The sequence below is a fragment of the Vibrio thalassae genome (assembly GCF_900089835.1).
Lineage (GTDB): Bacteria > Pseudomonadota > Gammaproteobacteria > Enterobacterales > Vibrionaceae > Vibrio > Vibrio thalassae.
Map to the genome: position 1 here is coordinate 1 of NZ_OANU01000093.1, position 16,000 is coordinate 16,000.

Sequence of the window (16,000 nt, forward strand, 5' to 3'; positions counted from 1 at the left end):
CAGCAAGTCAATGTGGGCCTTTTCTGAGTTTAATTCAGACTCTGGATACACTTTTTCATATAGCGTTAAGGCTCTTCCACCCATAGGGATACTAGCCCTAAGTACTTGAAACATTTCCTGACCATTGATAGGAGACCAATCGACAATGACAAGAGGGTGAGGGTTATGGCCAACCAAATGTTCAGTCATGAACTCATAAAAATAGAGCCGATCACTATGCAAATAAGGGTTCCCAATTAACCTGTCAGCTCGCTTTATATCGTGCTTCTTATCTGTATCAGAACTATTTTTAAGACCACGACCAAGGTATGTGACAGTCACTCGTTGGTCACGCATTCCAGATTCAACAAAAGTAAAAACGGTACTAAGCCTGACGGAGTGAATATCAGGGTAAGCTGTTGCAATATCTTCTTTAAGGGTTCGAAGTACAGTCATTGTGATAATCTCATTTTTTGCAATGATTTGATCACATATTTGCCCAAAGGTCGATCCCTTACTCAGTTAAGACCAATATTTCGTGGGGATTCGTCAGAATTTAAAATATAAAGAACTACAGAACAAATTTTTCAATAGCTTTAGCGACACCATCGTCATCGTTGCTGTCGGTAATGTAATCAGCGATAGATTTGGTTTCAGGCATTGCGTTGGCCATTGCCACCCCTTTACCTGCGAATTCAATCATATGATGGTCATTTTCTGCATCACCAAAACACATAGTTTGTTCGTATGGGATATTTAAGTGATCGGCAATCACTTTGACGCCTTCACCTTTGTTGCTTAAAGGATTCAAAAACTCAAGGAAGAATGGGGCGCTTTGCACGATGGTGTAATCGTTATGATAGTGCGCTGGAATGTTGCCGATACCTTCAGTAAGCAGGGCAGGTTCACCGACGATCATTGCCTTAATGATTTCATGGTCGTCTTCGAGCTTATCAAAATCATAGATGGTGATATCCAGCTTATTTATTTCAGCTTCATGATTGGTGTAAGGGTTGGCTTCTGTTGCAATCAATCCCAATTCACGACTAAAAGCGTGGCAATGTAAACCGAGTTGTTTCGCTAGGCTGGCCACTTCTTTAGCACGACGACCATCCATAATTTTTTGGTGAAGTATTTCACCTGATGCCACTTTCTGTACAAAAGTCCCGTTAAAGTGGATGACGAAATCGTCCTCACCGTTCAAGCCAAGCTCATTAATCGCATCTAACATACCATTGAGTGGGCGACCAGACGCAAGTACCACTTGGACGCCTTGTTGCTTTGCAGATTGGATAGCTTGTTTAGTGCGTGGGGAGATTTTTTTATCGGACGTTAGTAGGGTTCCATCCATATCGATGGCAATGAGTTTATACACGTTACTTACCTAAAAAAGAAATAAATCAAACGTCTCTAGGATATGAAAAAGCGCGTTGCACTACCAGAGATTTAGTATGACAGTTTGTATTGAATTTCTTAGTCGCATCCTTTAAGGTCTGCTCATCTTATATAATTGGCATGATTTGATGAGCAATACTCGATTTAGAATCAACGAGATGTTTGAAACCATTCAAGGAGAGGGCGTATTTACCGGCGTTCCGGCGGTATTTATCAGACTTCAAATTTGCAACGTAGGCTGTTCGTGGTGTGATACCAAACAGACTTGGGAAGCAAAGAACGAGGATCAGCGTTCTTTTGGAGAAATCATCGCAAAGCAGGGTGATAGCCCAACATGGAGCGACGTCGATGCCGCAGAAATTGTGGCTATGTATCAATCGCAGCAGTTTAATGCAAAGCACATTGTGATTACTGGCGGCGAGCCTTGCGAGTATGATTTAACCGCTCTGTGCGATGCGTTCGAAGCTATTGGATGTCGTTGCCAAATCGAGACCAGTGGGACCTCAGAAATAAGAGTAACACCAGCAACCTGGGTGACAGTGTCACCCAAAGTGGCCATGAAAGGCAAACTACCGGTACTCCCTTCATCGTTAGAACGTGCGGATGAAATCAAGCATCCAGTTGCAACGCAAAAGAATGTTGATCAGTTAGATGAACTTTTACAAGGGGTAAAGCTAAAGGGTGATGTGGTTATTGCGCTTCAACCAATCAGTCAAAAGCCGCGTGCAACCGAGTTGTGTATTGAAACGTGTATTCAGAGAAACTGGCGTTTGTCAGTTCAAACACATAAATATTTAAGTATTGCTTAAAAGGCGAGGAGATATTGATGAAAAAGGCAGTGGTCGTTTTTAGCGGTGGACAAGATTCAACAACTTGCTTGGTTCAAGCACTTAAGCAGTACGACGAAGTACACGCAATTACGTTCGATTATGGTCAACGTCATAAACTAGAGATTGAAGTAGCAGAAGCATTAGCAAAGAAGCTTAATGTGAAAGCGCACAAAGTCATGGATGTGAGTTTGCTTAACGAGTTGGCGATCAGCTCACTAACACGTGACGATATTCCAGTCTCGCATGAGCTTCAAGAAAATGGTCTGCCAAATTCGTTTGTGCCAGGGCGCAATATCCTATTTTTGACATTGGCGGGTATTTACGCCTATCAAATCGGAGCGACAGCGGTCATTACCGGCGTATGCGAAACCGACTTCTCTGGCTACCCGGACTGTCGAAACGACTTCATCAAAGCGATGAACAGCGCTCTAACCCAAGGTATGGACAGAGAGTTTGAGATCGTCACTCCTCTTATGTGGTTAGACAAGGCTGAGACGTGGGCGCTGGCTGACAAGTTTGATGCGTTACAGCTAATTCGAGAAGAGACGTTAACCTGTTATAACGGAATTATTGGAGATGGATGTGGGGATTGTCCTTCTTGTGATCTTCGCGCGAATGGACTGAATCATTATTTAGAGAATAAGTCTGACGTGATGCGTTCACTAAACGAGAAGTCAGAATAGAAAAATAGAGGCTATTAAGCCTCTATTTTTTTGTGTTTATTTCGCGTTTAAGTACAACTTAGCGATAGCTGATGGTTCCATTTCTTTACCGTCTAGCTGGCTGTTCCAGTTGGTACCTATCAGCACACCATCTTCATCGAGCGTAAGTAGCCAATCTTCCACAAAGATATCAAGTGGGATATGTAGAACTTCAAAATCTGCCCACTCTTCGACGTTGTGTGTTCTTGCGTCTTCCTCAGACGACCAAAACGGCATAACCTCTGAGTTTTCGAACTCAGTAGAATCACACGCTAGCCAACCATCCTCATTACGTAAACCCCAAACAAGTTGGTTTTTGGTGGTTTCTTCGATAAATAGATTAAGGTTTTGCTCGATATCGGAGGTTAATTTACTCATGACTTTGTACTCTTAGTAAGAATTGTTTCAAGGTTAGCATGAGATGCTGAATATCTAAATGAAATAAAATAAAAAGAGCGCTTATATCAAACGCTCTTAGCTTATATGAACGAAGAATGAACTATTTGCCGATCGTGGTAAAGATGGTCCATTCTTTTTCAACTTCGCCTTTATAGCCAACCACAGACGCCACCACTTTTCGGTTCATGGCATGAGCAAACTCGGTATCACCAATCTCTTCTGGTCGTGTATCACCATAGCCAACGATAGTGAGGCGCTCAGGCGCAATACCGTGACCAATAATCGTTTCGCGAACGACTTCTGCACGGTTTTTTGAAAGGACTAAGTTCTTTTCTGGATTGCCGACGGCACTCGCGTAACCTTGAATTTCAATTTTGGTGTCTGGATATTCCTTCAGAAAGTCAGCCATTTGACTCATTTGTGTTTGAAATACAGGCTTGATATAAGAGGAGGCGTTGTCAAACAAAATTCGCAATGCCATGGTGTTCGACACATCAACATATTGCTCGCAACCGTCGTTATCTAGCGCTGCACCTTCAGGGGTTGCGATACACAAATCACGTGCATTAATGACGCCGTCGCCATCGTCGTCGATCAAGTCTGCCTTTTGAACGGCAAGTGGCGTTGGGATATAGTCATACTTGTCACTCTCTGACACCGTTTCTAAAGCAATAGAAGGCAGAGAAACAAGGCTACAAATCAGTAGTTTAGTTTGAAGTTTCATATTAGTACTCCACCTTCTCATTCCACTCTTTAGGTGTATCTATACGTAAAGCAGCAATGAGATCACCTGTGGCGTTCATTACTCGATATCGAGCAAATTGTTCAGCGTATTTGGCATCTAAATAACCTTTACGTGCTTCGAACAGTTCATTTTCAGTATTTAAAACATCAAGAAGAGTACGTTTGCCAATGCGGTATTGTTTTTGGTAGGCGACAACCGTATCAGAGGCGGAGTCGACGTGATCGGCTAAAAATTCCCGTTGTTGAATAGTGAATTCTAAGCCAGTCCAAGACAGTTTTAACCCTTCTTCTACCATACGATAGGTTCTGTCACGGAAGTCTTTGGCTTTGTTCAACTGATAGGCAGCAGCTTCTGTGCGATCTGAATCTGAACCACCGTTATACAGGTTGTAGCGCATGCGTAGCATGGCACGAGTCTCGTTATCAGTCCCAATATTACCACCCGCATCATCACGCCAATTGTGGCCAGCATCGATATAGAAAGTAGGGTAGTTGACGCCTTTAGTTTGTTGGTACTGGAAACGAGCAGAGTCAACATCTACTTGGGATACTTTGATGACTGGGTGATGTTCCATTGCCAGTTTTAGTGCGTCATCAACGGTTGGTGGAATTGCGACCTCATCCGCTCGCGGATATTTGAGTCCTAAAGGCGCTTGACCGACTAAGCGTTTAAACTGTGTATGGGTGTCGAAAAGGTTATTCTGCGCGGCAAGCAAGTTGCCATGCGCTTTTGCGATACGTGCTTCGACTTGAGAAAGGTCTGCGGTTGAGCCGATACCAGAATCTACCCGCTTTTTGATGTCTTTATAGATCTTTTTGTGAACTTCGAGGTTCGCTTCAGATAAAGCAAGAATTTCGTATGCTTTGGTGGCGTCAAGGTAGATTTGAGCAACTTCTAAGGCAATGTCAGAGGCGTCAGCGAGTAGTTGATATCTTACGGACTCTGCTTCTGCTGCAGTACGATCCATATCGTTCAATGTCTCATTACCATCCCAGAGTAACTGAGTCAAAGTAATGCTAATTTCTTTTTTGGTTAGACTAGCATCCCGATTATTTAGCTGGGGATCTTTATCTCTGTCAATGTTGGTTCTTTCGTAACCAATACCACCATCTAAATCTATTTTAGGACGATACGCACCCACGGAGGCCTCAGCGTCATAGCGTTTACTGACGTATTCGTTATAGGCCGCTTTGATATCTGGGTTGGTCGCAAGTGTAGTTGCTACGGCTTGTTCTAATGTTTGACTGCTAACCGGAAGGCTAAGGGCTACAAAACAAGCGGCTGCGGTCAGAGTGAACCTGTTCAATGTCATTCTCCTGAATCCTTGGCTAGACGAGTTGCTGGTTTTTGATGTTGAGCTTGCAAATTCATCACTTTTACTCACTACTATTCATTCGAGACAAGTGATGAACTTCGTCTGTGCGTTTTAGAATTACCAAAGCTCACAACTTAGTTGTTTCAACTTAACTCGAACACACCATGTACCTAAATCAAGATAGCTACTGGCTTAATGTTGGGTTTGTTATACATTGCCACATGCTATTGAAAATAGTAGAGAAATTCGTTAATTCAATGAGATAAATGAAAAATGTCTTATTTTTGAGACAGCACAATCAAAAAAGCCATTCTTTCCAAAAAAAGAATGGCTTAGAAATGTTTGTAGAGTTTTGATCACTAATGTGATGTGTGTCTAAATAACCTTACAAGCGAACCCTTTTAAATAAAAGCCTTCAGGGTAGGCGGTATCTGTCGGGTGGTCGGCGGCTTGTTCAAATCGCTCTACAAATTTCACAGAGCGGTTTGCATCCAAAGCAGCATCTGCGATGATTTTTTGGAATAACGCGCCATCCATTAACCCAGAGCAAGAGTAGGTTAATAGTGTTCCACCAGGCTTCAAAATTTGTATGGCTAACATATTAATATCTTTGTAACCGCGGCACGCACCATTTAGCTGAGCTTTCGATTCAGCAAATTTTGGTGGATCCATAATAACGACATCAAATTTAGTGCCTTGATCACGGTATTCACGTAGCAGCTTAAAGACATCTGCGTTTAGGAAGACGGCTTTTTTCTTATCGGTAAAACCATTGAGCGCAGCGTTGTGTTTGGCGGTATCAAGTGCAAGTTGAGAAACATCAGCGTTAATAACGCGCTTAGCGCCACCTTTTAATGCATAAAGTCCAAAGCCTCCCGTATAACTGAAGCAGTTGAGCACCTCTTTATCCTTTACGTACTTCTGTGCCTGGTAACGGCTATCGCGCTGGTCTAAATAGAAACCCGTTTTGTGGCCATTAATTATGTCAACGCTAATTTTTACGCCATTCTCTTCAATAACAACTGGCTCTGACGGTGTTTCTCCATACAGCACCCCGGTGCGCTCTTTTAATCCTTCTTTTTTACGCACAGATACGTCCGAGCGTTCGTAAATGGAACATTTCGGGAAACAGTGCTTAAGTGCTTGTACTAGAGTGTCTTTTTGGTACTCTGCGCCAGCACTTAGTAATTGACACACCAGGAAATTATCATAACGGTCGATAGTAATGCCTGGTAAACCGTCTGATTCAGCTGCAATTAATCGATAGCCGGTTAACCCATCTCGTTCAATGATATCTTCTCTGAGTAATTGCGCTTGGTTGATACGACTGATGAAAAAGTTGGCGTCAATCTCTTGCTTTTCAAAGCTCCAAACGCGAGCTCGAATCTGAGAATTAGGCGAGTATGCAGCCTTCGCTAACCATTCGCCATTGCTAGCGAACACATCGACCGTTTCACCGAGCGACGGTTGACCATCGACGTGAGAAATACCTCTAGAGAAAATCCAAGGATGTTTGCGTCGTAGTGACTTGTCGCGACCTTTTACAAGATGTATAGCTGGAGCCATGGAATGCCTTACGGAGTTGATACTAAGAAAAGGTTGGTTATTTTGTGTGAAGATTCAAACAAATGCAAATAGAGTTCCGCTAACCTGACCAAGAATCGTGTAGATGAACTAAAATCAGCTTAGCATGCGGTTGATGCAGGAGAGAAAACATGACTCAAATTTGTCAGAAGGTGATTGTTAAAGGGATGGTTCAAGGCGTCGGGTTTCGATACCACACCTGTCATGAAGGATTAAAGTTGGGGCTGACCGGCTACGCCAAAAACTTGTATGACGGTTCGGTAGAGGTAGTGGCATGTGGTGACAAAGGCAGAGTGGAAGCGCTATGTGAGTGGTTGACGCAAGGTCCAAGGACCGCAACGGTTGATTCGGTAACCGAAGAGCCTTGCGAGCAAAATACAATGTACAGCGGTTTTGAAATACGCTAACTCGTTATAAGCATTTAGCTGGTTTAGGTAAGCCAGCAAGTTTGGTGGCTTGCTTTGCTGGGCCTTTTTTAAACAGCTTAAAAAGATATTTACTGTTTCCTTTTTCGGGACCATGCGCCTTTTCCATCGCTTTTACCAACATACGTACTGCGGGAGAAGTATTAAATTCCAGATAGAAATCTCGCACAAACATGACAACCTCTAGATGCGCTTCGGTCAGCTCAATGCCTTCTTGTTGCGCTAAAGTGTCGATCATCGCTGGTTCCCAATCTTGATGATTGATTAGATAGCCTTCGGTGTCGGTTTCGATGGTTTTACCGTTAAATTCAAACATGCTTTTGATCTTGTAATTGAAACACGTGGCAAGGTTAGCCTAGTTACACGCTTTTTTTCAAGAGCGGTGGGGAGGTTTAATCAGCATTTGTATACAAAAAAGCCCAAGAACACGTCTTGGGCCTCTTTAACATCTTACGACTCGATTAGTCGTCGTTCATAATGCCTAGAATTGATAGTAGGCTGATGAAGATGTTGTAGATAGAAACATACAGGCTCACTGTTGCAGAGATGTAGTTTGTCTCACCGCCGCGAACAATCTGTTGAGTGGTAAGCAAAATAACACCTGTAGAGAACAGGATGAACATGCCGCTCATCGCTAGGTATAGCATTGGCATTTGTAGGAAAATGTTTGCAACCATACCTACCAACAACACAACAAAACCAGCAAGTAGCATACCGTTTAGGAACGATAAGTCACGCTTTGTGGTTAGTGCGTAAGCTGATGCAGCTAGGAATGCAAGAGCAGTACCACCTAGAGCTGTGACAATCACATCACCCATACCCGCGCCAACGTAAGCGTTAAGGATTGGGCCAATGGTGTAACCTAGGAAACCAGTGAATAGGAAAGTAAATACCAAACCCATGCTGTTATTACGGTTCTTTTCAGTTAGGAAAAGCAGACCGTAGAAGCCAACAAGCATGATGATGATGCCTGGGCGAGGTAAGTTCATAGCCATAGAAAATGCTGCAACGATCGCAGACCAAAGCAGCGTCATAGAGAGCAGCGCGTAAGTATTTCGCAATACTTTGTTAGTTTGCAGTACACTCGCTTGAGATGAACTGCGAGATACCATAGGATCGTTCATAATCTTCCTCGTAGATGATTGACTTTATTTATATGACTATTTATGGAGCCGTTTGTTCGAAAAATCAAGTCCACAAACACAAGTCATTGAACAAAATCATAATAAAAATGATTGGTTAAGTGTGTAGTAAGTTGTAACACGATATTTCTACGTCAAAAAGAGCGAAACAATGTAAAAATGGCGGCTAAAAAGCCGCCATTTTTCCTTCATTGTTATCAATGATGTAGAATCTGACTCAGGAAGTTCTGAGTTCGGTCGGATTGAGGATTTTCAAAGAAATCAACGGGGTTGTTCTCTTCTATTATCTCGCCTGCATCCATAAAGATCACTCGGTCAGCGACTTCTTTTGCAAACCCCATTTCGTGCGTTACGCACAGCATGGTCATACCTTCTTCGGCAAGTTCTACCATTACATCCAGCACTTCTCTTACCATTTCTGGGTCAAGTGCTGAGGTGGGCTCATCAAACAACATAACTTGTGGGTTCATACACAGCGAACGAGCAATTGCTACACGCTGCTGTTGACCTCCTGAAAGCTGGCCTGGATACTTATCGGCTTGATCTGGGATTTTAACGCGCTCAAGAAACTTCATCGCAATGGCTTCTGCTTCTTCTTTTGGCATCTTTTTTACCCAAATAGGCGCGAGTGTACAATTTTCTAACACCGTTAGGTGAGGGAACAAGTTAAAGTGCTGGAAGCACATGCCCACTTCACGTCGTACCGCCTCAATGTTTTTCAGATCTTCAGTTAATTCGTTACCAGAGACAAAAATGTGCCCCGCTTGGTGCTCTTCTAATCGGTTGATACAACGAATCATCGTCGATTTCCCTGAGCCAGAAGGGCCACAAATAACGATTTTTTCACCTTTCTTAACATCTAGGTTGATATTTTTTAGTACGTGGAACTCGCCGTACCACTTGTTCATGTCCTTTAGCTGGATCATGTAATCTTCATGTTGCGTCATAATACGTCCTCGAATTTCCGTTTATCGTTTGTGACCGGTATGCAGTTTGTTCTCTAGCCAGATCGAGTATCTCGACATGCCAAAACAGAACACCCAGAACACTAACGCGACAAATACATAACTTTCCGTAGCAAAACCAAGCCATTCTGGATCAGTGGTTGCTGACTGACCTACGCCCAATACATCAAACATACCAATGATAAGGACAAGGCTAGTATCTTTAAATAACCCAATAAACGTGTTTACGATTGATGGAATAGTGATTTTGAGCGCTTGCGGCAGCACGATAAGCCCCATCTTCTTCCAATAAGTAAGCCCCAAAGCATCAGCAGCTTCATATTGCCCCTTGGGAATAGCCTGTAGACCACCGCGGACCACTTCAGCCATGTAGGCAGCACTAAATAACACAACGCCAATTAATGCTCTAACGAGCTTGTCAGTTTCGACACCTTCTGAGAAAAATAAGGGCAGCATTACTGATGCCATAAACAACACAGTAATCAGTGGAACACCACGCCATATCTCTATGTACACAGTGCAGATGCTACGTATAATCGGCATCTCTGAGCGTCGTCCTAATGCTAATACCACACCAATGGGTAGTGAGACAATAATACCGACAAGCGCAATAATTAGGGTAACAAGCAGACCGCCCCATTTGTGAGTCTCGACAACTTCAAGCCCGAATACACCACCATAGAGCAGACCAGCAGCGAAGAAAGGATAGATGTTCACGAAGAACAGCCAAATCCACAGACGCTTAGGTGTCCGTTCGTAAGCAAGCAGAGCAACGAAAATAGCCAGAGTTGCGTAGAAGAGGCGAGGTCGCCATAATTCAGCCTGGGGGTAGAAGCCGTACATGAACTGGTCCCAACGAACGCTGATAAATACCCAGCATGCCCCCTCTCTTGAACAGGCGTCTCGGGTCGTACCAACCCAATCTGCTTTGAGAATAGCCCAGTCGAACACATACCAAAGTAAAGAAAGGGCAAAATAGCCTAAAATAATCGTCAGCAGAGAGTTAACAGGCCCATTAAAAAGGTTTTTTCTTAGCCAACCAATCACGCCCACAGTATTAGGCGGTGGAGGAAGATCTGGTTGAAATTGATGCTGTGACATATTACCTCTCCACCAATGCAACTTTTTTGTTGTACAAATTCATCAATGCGGACGTAACCAAACTCAAGGTGAGGTAAACGGCCATCGTCATTGCGATGATTTCAATAGATTGTCCAACTTGGTTTAACGTGGTACCAGCGAAAACAGACACTAAATCTGGGTAGCCTATCGCCATCGCCAAAGACGAGTTTTTTGTCAGGTTTAGGTATTGGCTAGTTAGCGGGGGGATGATAATCCTCATTGCCTGGGGAATAACGACCAGTTTTAATGTACGAGATCGAGTTAATCCTAATGACATGGCGGCTTCAGTTTGACCGTGATTAACAGCATTAATACCTGAACGAACAATTTCAGCGATAAAGGATGCTGTATAGATACTCAAAGCCAATGTCAAAGCAGCGAGTTCAGGGATGATACTGATACCACCCTTAAAATTGAAGCCTTTGAGTACAGGATATTGTGCTGTAATAGGCATGCCCATAACAAAATACACAACGACAGGTAATACAATAATTAAGCCAAAACCTATTCGGAACATCGGCGTTTGTTGACCCGTTAATCTCTGTTTGTTATTGGCCCAAGTATTAATAATTCCCGTTGCTACAAGTCCCAGTATGAAGGCCCCAATTACAACACCGCTTCCGTTTTCAAATACTGGTGACGGTAAATAGAGACCACGAACGTTTAAGAAAATGGCTTCACCAAGACTCATGCTGTCGCGAGCAGATGGGAGTGCCTGTAGTACCGCAAAATACCAGAAAAAAATCTGTAACAGCAGTGGTGTGTTTCGAAAAATCTCGATATATACGGCAGCAAACCGACTCACTACCCAATTCGATGAGAGTCTTGCTATACCGATGACAAAGCCCAGGATAGTGGCAAAGAAAATACCGAGAACAGCAACGAGACCAGTATTTAAGAGACCCACAAAAAAGGTTCGACCATAAGAATGGGTCTCATCGTAGTCTATGAGGCTCAAACCAATACCAAAACCTGCTTCTTGACTCAAGAAGTCAAAACCGGTCGCGATACCTCTTGCAGCGAGATTATGTAAGGCGTTGCTGGTAATAGTATAGAAGAACAGTACCAGTGCCAGAATAGCGATAACCTGAAAAACAATTGAGCGGAAAGTGGGGTTGTAAAGTATATTTTGACTTTTTGCAGGTTTCTCCTGCACTGCGTTTTTAGAAGCGATAGGTTTCATACATCAGTAACCTTAAATCCGTTTTACAAAAGGGCGGATTAACCGCCCTAAGATTCATCTAAAAATTGCTCTAACGAATCGGCGGCGCATACATGATGCCACCATCATTCCAGAGTGCATTGACACCACGAGAAATTTGAAGTGCAGAATCTTTACCTACTGTGCGCTCAAAGCTCTCGCCGTAGTTACCAACTTGCTTGAGGATTTGATACCCAAAGTCATCACGGATACCTAACCCTTTACCCTTAGGCCCATCGATCCCAAGTATGCGTTTGATGTTTGGATCAGAAGATTTGGCCATTTCGTCTGCGTTCTGAGAGCTAATGCCATACTCTTCTCCGTTTATCATCGTCGCAAGTGTCCACTTGGCAATATTAAACCACTGGTCATCACCTTGTCGGACAACTGGACCAAGTGGTTCCTTGGAGATAATTTCAGGGAGAACGACAGCTGAGCTAGGATCTTTCAAATTGAGTCGGAGAGCATATAAGCCAGACTGATCTGTCGTAAGTACGTCGCAACGCCCAGAGTCAAAACCTTTGGAGGTTTGAGCAGAAGTATCAAATACTACAGGCTTGTATTCCATATCGTTGTTGCGGAAGTAGTCTGCAAGGTTTAGCTCCGTAGTCGTACCCGACTGAACACAAACCGACGCGCCATCTAGCTCTTTGGCGCTGGAAAGACGAAGGTCTTTCTTAACCATAAAGCCTTGACCGTCATAGTAGTTTACGCCAACGAAATTCAGTCCCAATCCTGTATCTCGGTGCAGTGTCCAAGTTGTGTTTCGTGAAAGGACATCGATTTCACCAGATTGAAGCGCAGTGAATCGCTCTTTAGCAGTCAGTGGGACGTACTTGACTTTTGATTTATCGCCCAGCACAGCAGCAGCTAGCGCCTGGCAGTATTCGACGTCAATACCTTCCCACTCACCTTTCGAGTTGGGGTTAGAGAAGCCCGGGAGACCGGTACTCACACCACAGGTTAAGACACCAGCTTTTGTAACTTTATCGAGGGTATTATCGGCAGCAGATGCCGATGTGCTCATCATTGCAGCAGTCGCCGCTACTAGAGAAGCTATGAGAGTGAGTTTCTTTGCCATTGTGTATCCTTCCCGTTATTTCCGTGTAAATCAGGTCCACCCTGAATACAATGTGCTAATTGTGTTGCATCAAAAGTCATTAGAATTGATCCGATTCGGAGCAGATTGTAACAACACCTTAAAGCGTAGATAATGATTTGTGATTTCTCAAATTATTAATTTAAATAGGTATTTTGAGTTGCCACATACGTCTAAACATTGGTTAGAATGACGAAATGTGATGATTTTGTAAATAGTGCAACGTTGCACCGACAGGGCGCTTTAGAGAGTGATTTGTTGTATTTTTGTTAAAATGGTGTAATAAGTGGTTTTGGTGAATTTATTGTGTATTCTGCACTAACAAACACTGGAAATTTAGTGAAAAATTGTTTGTGACCAACGTCTCGGTGACAAAGATGCACCACAATAGTGAATAAAAATGAATAGCTATTTAGTTTAAAAAAGGAAACTTATGCGTTACTTTCCACTGTTTATGGATTTGTTAGATAGGCCTGTTTTAGTTGTCGGTGGTGGAGAAGTCGCTTGCCGAAAAGTTGATACCCTAACACGAGCTGGGGCCCGGGTGACGATTGTTTCGCCTCAAATAGAGCCTTATCTCGCCGAGTTAGTCGAACAAGGAAAATGCTTGTGGGTGAAGCGTTTTTACGAAGCAGAGCTTATGCGACGAGATTTTGTACAGGTGTGGGCAACAACAGACAACCCAGAATTGAATCATAGAGTGCATAAAGATGCTAAAAAAGTGGGTATTATGGTGAATGTGGTGGACGATACACCATTTTGTGACTTTATTACGCCATCAATTATCAACCGTGGTCGAGTGCAAATAGCGATCTCTAGTGGTGGAGCTTCACCTGTTCTGATTAGAGGAATTCGAGAAAAATTGGAGTCAGTGCTTCCTATGAATACGGCTCAACTAGCGGATTTTGCTGCAAGTAAGCGCAACGATATCAAACAGCATTTCGCGACTGTGGACGAAAGACGCAAGTTCTGGGAGCTTTTTTTCAAAGAACCCAAAGTCATAGAGTGTAAAAATAATCATGAATTGGAACTGGCTTACCAACAGCTAATCAATAGTGATTCGACCTTTTCGGATGCTTGTACTTGGATCGAGTTTGGCGTTGACCCTGAACTGCTGCCTATCAAGGCACTAAGAATCATGCAGGAAGCTGAAGTGGTGTTTTTTGATAAACGTTGCCCGTTTGGGTTTGTTGATTTAGTCAGAAGGGATGCAGAACGAATAGATTTCCAAGATATCGCGCAGGTATCTCAAGACATCCTACAGCGAAAAGCGAATAAAGAGCGAATTGTGGTATTTGTCGACCCACAATCTTCCTCACACCGACTTTTGAAAGAAGGGGATGAAGAAATCGCTTTGGCGAAGATAAAATAAAAGGGCGTTGACGCCCTTTTTTGTTTATTAACTAATGTACGTTAGTCGCGGAAGTTGTTAAATTGGAATGGTTGACCAAGCTCGCCAGTTTTAACCAATTGCATTGTCGCTTGCAGGTCGTCACGTTTCTTACCTGTCACGCGCACTTTGTCACCTTGAATCGCAACCTGAACTTTAATCTTAGAGTCTTTTACCAGTTTAACGATTTTCTTCGCTACATTGGTCTCGATGCCCTGTTTGAACACGACATTTTGATGCCACTGCTTTCCGGATTGCTCAGCGGTTTGCGATTCCATTGCATTGACGTCAACCCCACGCTTCGTTAGGTTACCACGCAAAATGTCACGCATTTGCTTAAGTTGGAAATCACCTTCACATGAAAGCTTTACGGTTTCATCGTTTTGAGAGAACGATGCCTCGACATTGCGGAAATCAAAACGCGTCGCTAGTTCACGGTTTGCATTATCTACAGCATTACGTAGCTCTACATTGTCGACTTCTGAAACGATATCAAATGACGGCATGTTAACTTTCCTTCTCGTTACGTTGTTTTACAGCATCAGCAAGAATGTCTAACATTTGGACGGTGTCATTCCAGCCAAGGCAAGGGTCTGTGATTGATTGACCATAATTTAGATTATGGATGTATTCCATACTCTGGTTTCCTTCCTCGATGAAACTTTCAGCCATAATGCCTGAAATCATGTTGGAACCTGAGATGATTTGACTAGCAATATCTTTTGCAACATCGATTTGCTTACGGTGTTGCTTTTGACAATTCGCGTGACTAAAGTCAACAACTAGGCGAGCAGGCAGATCAAATGATGCTAACTGCTCACATGCTTTTTCGATAAAGCTTTGTTGGTAGTTTGGACCCGTGTCACCACCACGAAGAATGACGTGCCCAAATGGGTTGCCGCTAGTGCGATAGACTGTCATTCGTCCATGTTTATCTGGAGAGTAAAAATAGTGTTGTGCGCGCGCTGCACGAATGGCATCAATGGCGATCTTAATGCTGCCATTCGTGCCGTTTTTGAAACCAACAGGGCATGATAGAGCCGAAGCCATTTCACGGTGAATTTGTGACTCAGTGGTGCGAGCGCCGATTGCTCCCCAAGTGATTAAGTCGGCGATATACTGACCAGTTATCATATCTAGAAACTCAGTCGCTGTAGCTAAACCTAGTTTATTGATATCAAGTAGTAGACCACGAGCCTTGTTTAGACCTGTTTCAAGTGCATATGAGCTATCAAGGTTAGGGTCAGTGATTAGACCTTTCCAACCGACAACGGTGCGTGGCTTTTCAAAGTAAGTACGCATGACGATAAACAATTCGTCTTTATACTGGTCTTGGATAGCACTTAAGCGTTTTGCATAATCTAATGCCGCTTCAGTATCGTGGATTGAGCAAGGGCCTACGATGCAAAGAAGACGGTCGTCTTCTCCGACTAGAATGTTTTCAATTTGACGGCGAGAATTAGCAATGCGCTCTGCAACGTCATCCGTAATTGGGTGATTAACACTCAATTCTGATGGAGTTGGCATTGGACCTAATGCCTGTGTTCTTAGTTCATCTGTCTTTAATGGCATGGTGCAGCCTGCAAATTTATTACGAAGCGGTAAAGATAAACGAAATGGCAGTTAGAATAAACCTCTAATCCAGCCTTAGCTGCATCATTTACGTGGTATAGGCCGGTATAAAACCTATGTTGGTTAAATTAAAAAC

17 protein-coding genes and 1 pseudogene are annotated in these 16,000 nt (G+C 43.3%); 4 read left to right on the top strand and 14 right to left on the bottom strand.

Annotated features, from left to right (window positions below; translation table 11 throughout):
* Both VTH8203_RS18655 and VTH8203_RS18660 read right to left on the bottom strand, forming a co-directional pair.
* A pseudogene (locus VTH8203_RS18655) lies at positions 1 to 435 on the bottom strand (IS4-like element ISPpr2 family transposase); the annotation flags it as partial.
* A 115-nt stretch (positions 436 to 550) separates the two neighbouring features.
* Entirely contained in the window at positions 551 to 1,354 is an 804-nt protein-coding gene (locus VTH8203_RS18660; RefSeq protein WP_096994986.1) for a Cof-type HAD-IIB family hydrolase, read from the bottom strand.
* Between the two features lie 148 nt (positions 1,355 to 1,502).
* Between VTH8203_RS18660 and queE the strand changes: the two genes are divergently transcribed.
* A complete protein-coding gene (gene queE, locus VTH8203_RS18665; RefSeq protein WP_096994987.1) occupies positions 1,503 to 2,183 on the top strand; it encodes a 7-carboxy-7-deazaguanine synthase QueE in 681 nt (226 codons plus the stop codon).
* A 17-nt stretch (positions 2,184 to 2,200) separates the two neighbouring features.
* Positions 2,201 to 2,887: a 7-cyano-7-deazaguanine synthase QueC gene (gene queC / locus VTH8203_RS18670; protein WP_096994988.1), complete on the top strand. Its 687-nt coding sequence runs from the start codon at positions 2,201 to 2,203 to the stop codon at positions 2,885 to 2,887.
* A 36-nt stretch (positions 2,888 to 2,923) separates the two neighbouring features.
* On the opposite strand, the gene VTH8203_RS18675 is transcribed toward queC, so the two are convergent.
* From VTH8203_RS18675 to VTH8203_RS18690, 4 genes are all read right to left on the bottom strand, one after another.
* Positions 2,924 to 3,283 carry a DUF2750 domain-containing protein gene (locus VTH8203_RS18675; protein ID WP_096994989.1) on the bottom strand — a complete coding sequence of 120 codons (360 nt, stop codon included), beginning with the start codon at positions 3,281 to 3,283 and terminating at the stop codon, positions 2,924 to 2,926.
* 121 nt (positions 3,284 to 3,404) lie between these two features.
* Entirely contained in the window at positions 3,405 to 4,028 is a 624-nt protein-coding gene (locus VTH8203_RS18680) for an OmpA family protein (protein WP_096994990.1), read from the bottom strand.
* Between the two features lies 1 nt (position 4,029).
* Positions 4,030 to 5,361 (bottom strand): TolC family outer membrane protein, encoded by a 1,332-nt coding sequence (locus tag VTH8203_RS18685; RefSeq protein WP_096994991.1) that lies wholly within the window; start codon positions 5,359 to 5,361, stop codon positions 4,030 to 4,032.
* Between the two features lie 378 nt (positions 5,362 to 5,739).
* Complete coding sequence (locus tag VTH8203_RS18690; RefSeq protein ID WP_096994992.1) at positions 5,740 to 6,930, bottom strand: class I SAM-dependent methyltransferase; 1,191 nt, start codon at positions 6,928 to 6,930, stop codon at positions 5,740 to 5,742.
* Positions 6,931 to 7,079: 149 nt separating this feature from the next.
* Here VTH8203_RS18690 and yccX point away from each other — a divergent pair, with 149 nt between their 5' ends.
* Positions 7,080 to 7,355 carry an acylphosphatase gene (gene yccX / locus VTH8203_RS18695; RefSeq protein ID WP_096994993.1) on the top strand — a complete coding sequence of 92 codons (276 nt, stop codon included), beginning with the start codon at positions 7,080 to 7,082 and terminating at the stop codon, positions 7,353 to 7,355.
* Positions 7,356 to 7,359: 4 nt separating this feature from the next.
* On the opposite strand, the gene VTH8203_RS18700 is transcribed toward yccX, so the two are convergent.
* From VTH8203_RS18700 to VTH8203_RS18725, 6 genes are all read right to left on the bottom strand, one after another.
* A complete protein-coding gene (locus tag VTH8203_RS18700; protein WP_096994994.1) occupies positions 7,360 to 7,689 on the bottom strand; it encodes a TusE/DsrC/DsvC family sulfur relay protein in 330 nt (109 codons plus the stop codon).
* A gap of 145 nt (positions 7,690 to 7,834) precedes the next feature.
* Positions 7,835 to 8,497, bottom strand: coding sequence for a Bax inhibitor-1 family protein (locus tag VTH8203_RS18705; protein WP_096994995.1), 663 nt, complete (start codon positions 8,495 to 8,497; stop codon positions 7,835 to 7,837).
* Positions 8,498 to 8,712: 215 nt separating this feature from the next.
* Positions 8,713 to 9,462 carry an amino acid ABC transporter ATP-binding protein gene (locus VTH8203_RS18710; RefSeq protein WP_096994996.1) on the bottom strand — a complete coding sequence of 250 codons (750 nt, stop codon included), beginning with the start codon at positions 9,460 to 9,462 and terminating at the stop codon, positions 8,713 to 8,715.
* Positions 9,463 to 9,483: 21 nt separating this feature from the next.
* Positions 9,484 to 10,581, bottom strand: a complete 1,098-nt coding sequence (locus VTH8203_RS18715) for an amino acid ABC transporter permease (RefSeq protein ID WP_096994997.1) — start codon at positions 10,579 to 10,581, stop codon at positions 9,484 to 9,486.
* A gap of 1 nt (position 10,582) precedes the next feature.
* Entirely contained in the window at positions 10,583 to 11,785 is a 1,203-nt protein-coding gene (locus VTH8203_RS18720; protein WP_096994998.1) for an amino acid ABC transporter permease, read from the bottom strand.
* A gap of 70 nt (positions 11,786 to 11,855) precedes the next feature.
* The gene (locus tag VTH8203_RS18725; RefSeq protein ID WP_096994999.1) at positions 11,856 to 12,884 is read right to left on the bottom strand and encodes an amino acid ABC transporter substrate-binding protein; all 1,029 of its coding nucleotides are present in this window, start codon (positions 12,882 to 12,884) and stop codon (positions 11,856 to 11,858) included.
* 451 nt (positions 12,885 to 13,335) lie between these two features.
* On the opposite strand from VTH8203_RS18725, the gene VTH8203_RS18730 reads away from it, so the two are divergent.
* The gene (locus VTH8203_RS18730) at positions 13,336 to 14,274 is read left to right on the top strand and encodes a siroheme synthase (RefSeq protein ID WP_096995000.1); all 939 of its coding nucleotides are present in this window, start codon (positions 13,336 to 13,338) and stop codon (positions 14,272 to 14,274) included.
* 41 nt (positions 14,275 to 14,315) lie between these two features.
* On the opposite strand, the gene VTH8203_RS18735 is transcribed toward VTH8203_RS18730, so the two are convergent.
* Together VTH8203_RS18735 and VTH8203_RS18740 are read right to left on the bottom strand one after the other, a co-directional pair.
* The gene (locus tag VTH8203_RS18735) at positions 14,316 to 14,798 is read right to left on the bottom strand and encodes a YajQ family cyclic di-GMP-binding protein (RefSeq protein ID WP_096995001.1); all 483 of its coding nucleotides are present in this window, start codon (positions 14,796 to 14,798) and stop codon (positions 14,316 to 14,318) included.
* Position 14,799: 1 nt separating this feature from the next.
* On the bottom strand, positions 14,800 to 15,864 hold the full coding sequence (locus VTH8203_RS18740) for a 3-deoxy-7-phosphoheptulonate synthase (protein ID WP_167385845.1): 1,065 nt from the start codon (positions 15,862 to 15,864) through the stop codon (positions 14,800 to 14,802).
* Between the last annotated feature and the right edge of the window lie 136 nt (positions 15,865 to 16,000).